9 protein-coding genes are annotated in these 10,170 nt (G+C 43.9%); all 9 read right to left on the bottom strand.

Features of this window, described 5'->3' with window-relative positions:
* Positions 1–336: 336 nt before the first annotated feature.
* The gene (locus FVR03_RS22730; RefSeq protein ID WP_147924078.1) at positions 337–909 is read right to left on the bottom strand and encodes an L-threonylcarbamoyladenylate synthase; all 573 of its coding nucleotides are present in this window, start codon (positions 907–909) and stop codon (positions 337–339) included.
* A 422-nt stretch (positions 910–1,331) separates the two neighbouring features.
* Positions 1,332–2,315, bottom strand: coding sequence for a glycosyltransferase family 2 protein (locus FVR03_RS22725; RefSeq protein WP_147924077.1), 984 nt, complete (start codon positions 2,313–2,315; stop codon positions 1,332–1,334).
* A 213-nt stretch (positions 2,316–2,528) separates the two neighbouring features.
* Positions 2,529–3,551 (bottom strand): glycosyltransferase family 2 protein, encoded by a 1,023-nt coding sequence (locus FVR03_RS22720; protein ID WP_147924076.1) that lies wholly within the window; start codon positions 3,549–3,551, stop codon positions 2,529–2,531.
* Between the two features lie 9 nt (positions 3,552–3,560).
* On the bottom strand, positions 3,561–4,526 hold the full coding sequence (locus tag FVR03_RS22715; protein WP_147924075.1) for a glycosyltransferase family 2 protein: 966 nt from the start codon (positions 4,524–4,526) through the stop codon (positions 3,561–3,563).
* A gap of 11 nt (positions 4,527–4,537) precedes the next feature.
* Complete coding sequence (locus tag FVR03_RS22710; protein WP_147924074.1) at positions 4,538–5,551, bottom strand: polysaccharide deacetylase family protein; 1,014 nt, start codon at positions 5,549–5,551, stop codon at positions 4,538–4,540.
* A 4-nt stretch (positions 5,552–5,555) separates the two neighbouring features.
* Entirely contained in the window at positions 5,556–7,199 is a 1,644-nt protein-coding gene (locus FVR03_RS25060; protein ID WP_147924073.1) for a glycosyltransferase, read from the bottom strand.
* A gap of 42 nt (positions 7,200–7,241) precedes the next feature.
* Positions 7,242–8,540, bottom strand: coding sequence for a glycosyltransferase family 2 protein (locus FVR03_RS22700; protein WP_147924072.1), 1,299 nt, complete (start codon positions 8,538–8,540; stop codon positions 7,242–7,244).
* 17 nt (positions 8,541–8,557) lie between these two features.
* On the bottom strand, positions 8,558–9,835 hold the full coding sequence (locus FVR03_RS22695; protein ID WP_147924071.1) for an ABC transporter ATP-binding protein: 1,278 nt from the start codon (positions 9,833–9,835) through the stop codon (positions 8,558–8,560).
* A gap of 11 nt (positions 9,836–9,846) precedes the next feature.
* Positions 9,847–10,170: ABC transporter permease (locus FVR03_RS22690; RefSeq protein ID WP_187270274.1), on the bottom strand; the 324-nt coding region annotated here is incomplete at its 5' end.

The raw sequence follows: 10,170 nt of genomic DNA, 5'->3' as shown, positions 1-10,170 counted from the left end.
TAATTTTGGTACTGAAGTATTTCTTCATGACAGGAAAGCGAATTTTTAGGTTTGGTCACCACAAAGTTCTCCTTTCCTGTTCTTTTTTAAAACCCTCAATCTCAAACCTCAATTTTTAGTTGGGTAGAGTAAGCGAGGACACCTGAACTATAAAAAAAATTTTATCTGACACAGGCAAAGCACGAGTATATGAACATTTTCGCTTCTTCCATGACAGGCAGACCCTTGGCGAAATTTAAATAAAAATCCTTTTGGAGGCTATTTCCATTCAAATAATTACGGTTCTGCCACTGAGGTAGAGCCCTATGTATGTGACGAACCGTATTGGCTTAGACTTTAGTCTCGCAGTACTTTAGTAGTACCGTCTGCCTCAACTCTCAGAATTCGGGAAGGCTTTGCAGGAGCTGCCTCATCTTGCCTGATTCGCACCACAAAATCAACTTTTTCTTTTATTTCATCTGAAATGTCGGCGAAGGTTTGTGGGGTTGGCTCACCACTCCGGTTTGCCGACGTTGACACCACGGGTCGGCGGAACTGCATGAGCAGCCTGTGACAAAAATCGTCTTGCGGAATTCGAACAGCAATACTCCCATCTGCAGACAGCAACTCAGCCGGAAAATTTTTGGCGTTTTGGAAAACAAAGGTTGTTGGGCGTTCTTGTTTCTGCAACAGTTCCTCAAAATTATCGGGCACTTCCTGCACGTACCGCTCCAGCATATCGATGTTGGCCATCAGCACGATCATAGCCTTGGTTTCTTCCCTGGCTTTTAATTTGTATATATTCTTTATGGCATCAGGATTAAGGGCATCGCAGCCTATGCCCCACACCGTATCGGTGGGGTAAAGCACAATGTTTCCTAATAAAAGCTCATCTTCTGTTAACTGTACTTCCTTCAGGAGTTGGTTCATTCTTTTGTTCGGGTTTTACTTTACTTATACGCAAGTTAAAGGAAAGATATTTTACTAAAATAAGAACATCAGGAAGTGAACACTTTTTTCTACTTTCTACAATTCTTAAGCCAGGGCTAAGGCTTTGCTGGTTTACTGTAGCTTGCGAAAGTATTTTCAACTAAAAGATATCGGGTATACCCTTGGCAAAATTCTGATGAAAAACCTTCTGAAGGCTGTTTTCATTTAAATAATTCAGAAGATTAAGTAACCGGATATAAGTATAACGACATAAGAATATTTATTACTTAACATATTACATATCAACGATTTGTAAATTACATGGCGAGGGATTAATAATTTTCCCCTGGTACTTAACACCAAACAAGTGGATTTAGCTGACAGCACCTCTTTGTTTGTACGGAGCGGTTCGGCAGCAGAAGCTACACCCTGTTGGTAATCATTTTAAGGTAAACTTTTAGAATTTTCAAGTACAATCTGATGCCGCCATGGTGGAGCACCAGCGTGTGCTTAATGTGTTCCTGCACGTTTTGTTTATCGTGGGTGGCATGCCAGATGCCGTTTGCCACGCTAATGCCATAATGTGCAAATGCTGCACGCGAGCGTTCCATTACCGCCTTTCGCTGCACTTCGGGCAGGTGCTCCTGTATTTGTTGCATGGCATGCGCTATGTCCATCAGGTATTGCCCGTTCATAAATTTCTGTCCTGAAATAGAGTTGTCGTGCTTGCGGTAATCGGCTAGCACCTCAGGAGTATAAGCAACCGAGTAATGCTTGGCAATGCGAACCCACATTTCCCAGTCTTCGCCATAGGTAATACCAAAGAAGCTTCCCAGTTTTTCGTACACTTCGCGCCGCACCACTATCGAAACGTACTGTATACGCTGGCGCTCTGCTATTCTGATAAGCCAGTTACTTAGCACACCATCCTGTTTCATCTCGAATGGCTGCACATAATCAATCTCCCCTTTCTCGTCCATGTAACTGAAGCGGCAGAAGGCAGCTCCTACACCCGGGTTCTGCTTAAACAGCTGATTTATTTTTTTATAGTACCCCTTCCTGATGCGGTCGTCGCCGTGCAGCAGGTGCACTAATTCGCCTTTTGCCCGGTTAATGCAGGTTTCGAAGTTGCGCAGGCTACCTACGTTCTCTGGCTGGCGGTAATACTTTATCCTGCCTTTTCCGATCCGTTTTACAATTTCCTCCACATCCGCATCGGTGCTGGCATCATCTATTACCTCTATCTGCATGTCTTGCTCCGGAATGCCCTGCATCAGTACACTCTGAAGTGCATCGTGTAAAAAATGTGCACAGTTATACACTGGAATCATGACCGACCAAAGGGGTCGTGGTCCCTCTTCAGGAAGAGGAGCAATTGCCGGCGGAGAAGTTGGTATACGATTCACAAAAATATGGGTAATGGATCTAAAATAAACTAAGAAGAAAGATTAGTGGCGACAATTAGTCTTACATCTGTTCAGGATTTAACTCAATACTGCAGTTGTTATAAACTAATAATCATCCCTCTGATCTTATCGCTACAATGCCTTAAACAGGCTATTATTTCCAGGAAAAAGTAAATATAAACACCAATTATAAATAATAGAGAAAGAATTTTACTAAAACGAAAATACATTTTTAAATTTTATCCTCACTCTGTTTTTCAACAGGCGCGATAGGTAATTTAAGTTACGATCGCTTATTAGTAGCATCGCCTTTTGGGGTTTCGTAAGATGCTTCATGACATTTGTCAGGATATAATTTCTTTTATAAAAGGCTGCCTTTTTAATGGCCTCTATGTTTCTGTTCGTATTTTCTTTATACAGTATTCCTTCCGTAATAGCATCTAAGCTTTTCAGGCATTGCAGCACACTGCTCCTGCTTGCCTCAGCTAGTATAGGCTCGAAATTGTGCTGCAGGCATTCTATGTGGCTTGTTGGTAAAGTAAAATTTTTACCTGCGTAGTATCGGAAGTTACGCAAAAGTTGCTCGTGTTGCGCCTGCTCATATTCTTTCTTTTTAAGTACCTGGTGCAGGCTTTTGCTCGATACGCGGTAATGCAGCATTATTTCTGGCAGGTTATAAATCTTATGCCTGCGCGAAAGCTGCCAGAACAGTTCAAAATCTTCGGCATAGGGTACGGCATACATACCTGCCTCTTCTACGGCCGCCTTTCTGTACATAACCGTAGGATGGTAGATCCAGCAAATAAAAGTAAGGTTATAGTAAAAAAACTCGCTTCTGAACTGGTCTACCCTTACCAGCTGGCCATCTTCTGTTATAACCTTCACCAGGCTCGACACCATGGCACAATCAGGGTTTGCCTGCATGTACTCAAATTGCTTCTGCAACCTCTCCGGGCACGAGATATCATCGGCATCCATGCGTGCAATAAGTGGAGCCGCGGCCAAAATTATGCCCTTGTTTAAGGTGGCAGAAATGCCCAGGTTACGCTCGTTCTGAACAAACCTGATACGGGTGTCGGAGTATGATGCAACAATGGCTGCTGTGCTGTCTTCAGAGCCATCGTCAATAATTATAAATTCAAAGTCTGCGAAAGTTTGTTGCAGAATACTATCTATGGCTTCAGCCAGAAATTTTTCTGCATTATAAACCGGCATAAGTACTGTTAGCGCAGGCATAGGTTGTTGCTACTTTACCAGGTGTAGTTGTTTTTTTATGAGGTCTTTAAGAGGACCGGGTACAGCCTTTTTCGAAAGTTGCACTACCTGATTAGGAAATGTGTAGGTTAACAGGTAAAGTGTAGGATGATGATAAGGGAATAAGGCTTTTTTAAGAAGCTTATCTAAGGTATCATCCAGGAAACCATTTTTTATGGTATAGGCATGCAACCACTCTAAAAAGTATTTCCTTACAGCATGGTATTGGCCACTTCCCTTTACCTCTTTTACAATCGAGCCTGGTCTTTGCCTATACAAATTGTTGCAGGATGATGATATATATACATTAAAGTTTAGGTATAGTTTGCTGAGCAACGCCTGGTCCTCGTATAATTGGAATTGCTTTACAAATGAACTTTCAAAGCCTCCAACTTGTAAAATCGCCTGCTTCTTTATCATTAGTGCACATGGAACTGGTGCTGCGCCTATGTGCAGAGGATAAAGTTTCTGCAACAGTTCAAGTGGCTTGTATACCTTCTCCTCTTGTGCGCCTACCGGCACTTTAATGTCCCTTTTTGATGAATCGCACCAAGTATTCCAGTAGACCGAAGCTTCTGCGACCATTGCTATTTCGGGATGAATCCCAAATAGATAAACCTGATGCGACAATTTCTGAGGCAGCCACTTATCATCAGCATCTAAGAGTGCTATTAAAGTGCCTTTGGCGTGCTGCACGCCAAGATTTCTGCTAGCTGTTAAACCTTTATTCACATGGCACTTGTGCTCCAGATAAAAAATTTTATCCGGATACATGGCTGCAAATGCTTTAGCAATACGGGTACTATTATTAGTTGATCCATCATCCACTAACAACAATTCCCAATTCGTGTACTCCTGCTGTAGAACGCTTTCAATCGTCTCTTCTATAAATTGTTCCTCATTTAGGAACGGTATTATAACAGAGACAAGCGGTCGGTATGGAACTGAATTATTCATTTAGGCGAAGGTTAACGCATCCACTGTTTCATTTTCTTAGCAAACTCTTCTTTATTCCAGTTGCTTACCTGAAATCTGCCCATACGGTAGGCGTCAGACTTCTTTGTAATTATTTCTTCTTCTGTTGTTAGCGCAGCCATAAAACCTAATTCTTCAGCTACCTGTACACTTTCGTTGTTATAGTTTCCGTATGGGTAAGCCAGCATGCTAACATTAGTACCTGTTAGCACCTGCAGATCTCTTACGTTTTGAGCTATCTCTTGCTTTTGAACAGCTTTGGAATGAAACGCCAAAGCCGGATGTGAGACTGTATGTGCCCCGATGTCGAACAAGTCAGAGGAACTAAGCTCAACCAATTGGTCTTCTGACATACTAATTTGGTCTTGCCTTACAGTTGCGTCAACACCTGCCCAGTTTCTTATTTGCTGCAAATGTTGCTGCTGCGCCTTTGCCGGCAATGGCCTTAATTTTTGCCATAGTTCAAAAAACAGGGCACTCCGCTGAGTAGGTGGCAATTCTGTGCACGCGTGCCAGTTCTGATGCTGCTGCAGAAGTTGTTCGTCTAACCGAGCTTCAGCAGCTAAACTTTTGCTAACAGTATCGTCACCTACTCTAAACTTTGCCAAAGGAGGCAACTCATCCCTATACAAAATAATTTCTTCTAGTTCATCCCACCAAAATTCTCTTTGTTGGCCTATGTTACCCGTTGCCACAAAAAAAGTAGCGGGCAACTTGTAATGTTCCAGAAGTGGTTTTGCAGTGGCATAATTATCGAGGTACCCATCATCAAAAGTAATAGCGATACTGTTTTGTTGCAGAGTACCTGCACATGCGTTGGCTACTAATTTGTTCAGGGGCATTACAGTTCCTAACTTTTTCAACAGCTGCAGCTGCACCTCAAAATTCGCAGGACTTACAGCTATATCCCATACATCAGACGCTGGTTCTGCCACCCTATGGTACATAAGCACCAAACCCCTCGGCTCGAAAAACCGTCTGTAAATATTGCGAAGCTGTGCTCTCACGTGCTTAGGCTTTAATGGCTTTTACCGTATTGATTACTTGAAACTGAGGATCATTAACATCCAAAACATCTTTAGTTATCTCGCTACGGCCCACACCGTATAGAAATGCTGTTGCTACTGACACATTTCCGTAAGAACCTACTTCTACCTTCCCGCCAGGAAAAGACTCTGCCATAAGCAAACGAAGAACTCTATCAGTAAATGCCCAGTACCAAATTTCGCTCCACTCATCTTTATCAACTGAGGTAATATAAGGTACTGTTAAAAGTAAGGCTCCTCCCGGTTTCAAAATACGGTGGCAAGTGGCTAAGGCTCCTTTAAAATCATAGATTAAATGAAGTGTTTGTGTCAGTACAATACAATCAAATGAGTTGTCAGGAATTTGTGGAGCCGCACTAATATCACCAATTAAAGTTGCGTGCGGGTTAGTGTCATTCACGTGAAGAATATCGCTCTTTATAACTTTGTTCCCTCCATAAAGTAGGGTATATTCATTATCACCAATCTCCAGCACTCTGCCTTTGATAACGGCACTCTCTTTCTGCAGAAAGTTTTCGACGTAGTAACGATCTACCGGCCCACCTCTGTCGTACCCAAATTGCGAGCTAAAAGGTTTTGCTTCATTGAAATCTCCAAAGTTCACTTTTCCAACCGGCGGAACATAGTTCTTATGCATAAAATTCTTTTGCACCCACTTTAATCCAAAAGTCGGAGCAGTTTTTTTAACAAGTGATTTAATCATTTTGGATTTCAAAAATATGGATGGTTTATATTTTATTAAGGTAAAAAGCGAACCTACATTATAAAACTCTTTTTGCTTTACAAGTCTATTTAAAAGTTCATGACAGTAATAATCCTTCCAGATACCCTTGCCTTTTTTAAAAGCTTCTCGTTCTGAGGCTGAGGCCAATAAAGGCCGTTGCCGCTCATGCACCTGTAGAACTGATGCCAACATGCGCTGAATATTTCCTGACATGTTTGTATCGTGGAGTCTATAAGCAGCAATTTTATCAGTGTGATGATACACTGGGTACTTTCTGGTAATTTTCAGATACAGATCATAATCTTCGCAACTACGCAGGCTAACATCAAATAAGAACTCATCGAAAACCCACCGGCGGTACATGACGGTTGCATGCATACCAATGTAGTTTCCTTTTAAGAGTTGCAGGTAATGATCTGACTTTACCTCCCACATCTCTTCTTTTGTATAGTTTATCGCTTCGTACACCTTATCGTGCGCACCAGATACAAAAGCCAGCTCTTTGTTTTGTTCTAAATGAGCCACATTAACTTCCAGAGCACCAGGCAACAGCCAATCATCTGCATCCAGGAAAACCATCAGTTCACCCTGTGCATGCGCTATACCTGTATTTCGGGCAGCAGAGAGCCCTTTGTTCTTTTGGTAGATATACTGAACTCCCTCCGTGGCCTCTGTAACGGCGCGCGTATCATCTACAGAGCCATCATCCACTACAATTATTTCTATTGCCGGATAGTTCTGTTGCCAGACACTTCTAAAGGCTTCAGGCAAATACTTGCCATGGTTATAACAAGGAATTATAACTGAAACCAGCGGCCATGCAGCTGTTGTTTGCTTTGCTGCTAAGTCGGTCTCTAAAGGAGCAGTTTGAATCGGCACCAACATACAGGTAGTTTAAATTAATTTTTCTGTTTTAAGCAATGGCTTTTATGCCGTCTTTAGTAGTCTGCCGGGCTCCGGTTGTTTATGGCGCAAAGCTGTAGAAAACTGTTTGTTGCGCCTATAATAAAAGAAGCCTGCCACAATGCCTTTCATCTCTGCCCAAAGGGTAAGGTTACGCGACCGGTACCTGGGGAAGCCCCTGATGGTAAGCCGCAGGTAATGTTTGGGTAAGTACTTATAAAACCTTCTTTTATAATTCGCTTTCGGCACTTGGTCCTGCTGCAGGAGGGCTGCTACCGTAAACCCGCGCATGTAAGCGTAAATCTGCTTTTTCAGGTTACCAAGCTCCCGCCGATGCTCATGGTACACAATTGCCCGGGGGTTATAGTGTACACCGAAACCATGAGAAAGAATTCTGTACCACATCTCAGAATCACCGTTACACCCAGCTGCCCCGGCATCTAATATTTCATCAAATAAACCTACTTTCTCAAAAACGGATTTTCTGAAAGCCATGTTAGCTCCGGCCCCCATCTCCCAAACAGGCGGACCATGGAAAAGGTGTTTTGTGAAGAAGCTAGTGTCGTAGAGAACATCTGTATACCCCCTGTTAAAGCTCCAGTGCTTCTCAAAAATCTCCTGTGCCTCTGTTTCGAGCTCGGATGCTATAACCAAGCCGGTCATGGCGTTAATTTCCGGGTTCTGGAACGTTTGATAAACCTGGTAAATCCACAACGGGTCTACAAGTACATCATCGTCTACGAAGGCTACTATAGGGTAATTGGCTGCCGCAACACCTGTGTTTCTGGCAATGTCTAAGCCTGCGCGAGGCTCTTTAACATAAGTAACATCCGGGAAACGGGCCACTACCTCACAGCTGCTCGCATCTGAAGGCGCATTGTCGATCACCACTATTTCTGCCGGCAAACAGGTGAGCTGCTGTAGCATACGGATGCACTGGTCCAACTGCCGGGCTCTGTTCCGGGTGCATATTACCACAGACACCGGCAACTTAGCAGGCACAGAAGAAGGAATAAAAGCTTCAAAGAGCGGATTCATAAACGCAGACAAGGTAGTTACATCGCGCTCCACCACAAATCGCGCCCAGTTGGCAGCAGGTTTGGCTCCATAAAACAGCAGGCTTGGCTCAAGAACCGCCACTAGTTTTTGGTAATACTGTTCCTCTGTTACTTCTTGCCCAGGCTCAATAAAGAAATGAGCCAACGCAACACTTCTCCACCAGAACACCAGATAATGGCCATGGGTACTACTATCCAGTGTTGGGCTAGCGAGCGACTCATGCAGGTAAAGATGCGAAATTTTATAGGGTAAATGTTCTTTCATAAGGAGCACCTGTAAGACTACACCAGTTCCAACTCATTTTGCATTAATTTAAATGGCAGCTTTGGCCGCACAGCCCCCCACCATTTGCCATACCACTTAATATCGCCCCGGTAGTCTTCTAACTCAAAGCTCAGGCACTCCTCCATACTGTATAGCTCCGTAGTGGTGTCTTTTACCACATAAAGCGAGATGTAGTAGGCCCCGTCGTTCAGGAAGTTACCCGGTATAACACACTCTCCTTCTACCATACCCTTCTGGCACACAACTGCAGGAGAGGGAGCATCAAAAATACAATCGCCGCCATACGAGAACAGCAGCAGGTTGGTGCTTATGAGTACATCGTCGTGCATGTTCCAGAACTGGAAACGAACGGTTAACGGCACTCTAATATCTAGCGGAGCATCGGGTTGGGAAAGTTGCGGCACCAGTTCCAGCTTCTTAATGCGGATCTTATCGTTTCCTGGTCCTTCTTCAGGGCTGAACCACTCCTGGCGAAGGTTGTTCTGCTGAATCTGCGTAATATATTTGTTTACCACACCAGACACTTCGCCCATTTCCATCATGCGGCCTTTTTGCAACCATAAACCTTTGTCGCAAAGGTTGTTAACCGCCTGCATGGAGTGGCTGACAAACAGAACAGTTCTACCGTCGCTTTGCGACACCTCCCGCATCTTACCCAGACATTTTTTCTGAAAATCAGCATCGCCTACGGCCAGCACTTCGTCTACTATCAGGATATCGGGCTCCAGGTGTGCAGCCACAGCAAAGGCCAACCGCACATACATACCAGATGAATAGCGCTTTACAGGCGTATCAATAAATTTTTCGATTCCGGAAAAAGCCACTATTTCATCAAACTTGCTCCTGATTTCGTTTCGGGTCATACCCAAAATGTAACCGCTGATGTAGATGTTTTCGCGACCAGTAAGCTCCTGGTGGAACCCTGTGCCGACTTCAAGCAGGCTGCTAACTTTACCTCTCCCACTTACAGTACCATGTGAGGGGCGCACTATTCTCGAAATTATTTTTAAAAGGGTAGATTTCCCAGAGCCGTTGCTACCGATAATACCCAAAGCCTCTCCTTGTTTAACCTCGAAATTAATGTCGCGTAGGGCCCACAGGTACTTGCTGCTCTCCGTTGTATCGTTTATATCCAGGTCAAAAAAAGGATCGCGTTTTTTCAGGACTGTGGCATTCCACCAGCGCTGCATATCCTGCCGGAGAGAGCCTGTCCCGATCGTGCCCAGGTTATAGAGCTTCGAAATATTCTCAACGGTTATAATTGTATCTGCCATACAGGTGCTTCTTAAACAATATCAATTAATTTATCGCCTTGCTTGTTAAACAGCAACGTTGCCAGAAACAAGGCTGTCAGCGCAAAGCAAACACTGTAGCTGAGGCCATAGCTCGTTACATACCCTTCGCCGAGCATCGCAAACCTGAACAACTCAAAGAGAGGTGTTAAGGGATTAATTTCTACCAGCCAGCGCACTTTTTCAGGTACGGCACCAACCGGGTAAATAACAGGGGTAACAAACATAAACAAACGCACGCCCAGGCTTACCACATTCATCAGGTCGCGGTACTTGGCTGTAACCACCGAAAAGAAAAGCCCTAACGACAAGCCGAT

The sequence above is a fragment of the Pontibacter qinzhouensis genome (assembly GCF_008017455.1).
Taxonomy (GTDB): domain Bacteria; phylum Bacteroidota; class Bacteroidia; order Cytophagales; family Hymenobacteraceae; genus Pontibacter; species Pontibacter qinzhouensis.
Note: the sequence above shows the minus strand (reverse complement) of the source record. Positions and strands in the feature narration are given on the sequence as shown.

Bases quoted from the DNA above. Each gene is read 5' to 3' on its own strand.
- FVR03_RS22695 (WP_147924071.1), bottom strand. From the start codon at position 9,835: ATGGCAGATACAATTATAACCGTTGAGAATATTTCGAAGCTCTATAAC.
- FVR03_RS25060 (WP_147924073.1), bottom strand. From the start codon at position 7,199: ATGTTGGTGCCGATTCAAACTGCTCCTTTAGAGACCGACTTAGCAGCA.
- FVR03_RS22700 (WP_147924072.1), bottom strand. From the start codon at position 8,540: ATGAAAGAACATTTACCCTATAAAATTTCGCATCTTTACCTGCATGAG.
- FVR03_RS22730 (WP_147924078.1), bottom strand. From the start codon at position 909: ATGAACCAACTCCTGAAGGAAGTACAGTTAACAGAAGATGAGCTTTTA.
- FVR03_RS22715 (WP_147924075.1), bottom strand. From the start codon at position 4,526: ATGAATAATTCAGTTCCATACCGACCGCTTGTCTCTGTTATAATACCG.
- FVR03_RS22720 (WP_147924076.1), bottom strand. From the start codon at position 3,551: ATGCCTGCGCTAACAGTACTTATGCCGGTTTATAATGCAGAAAAATTT.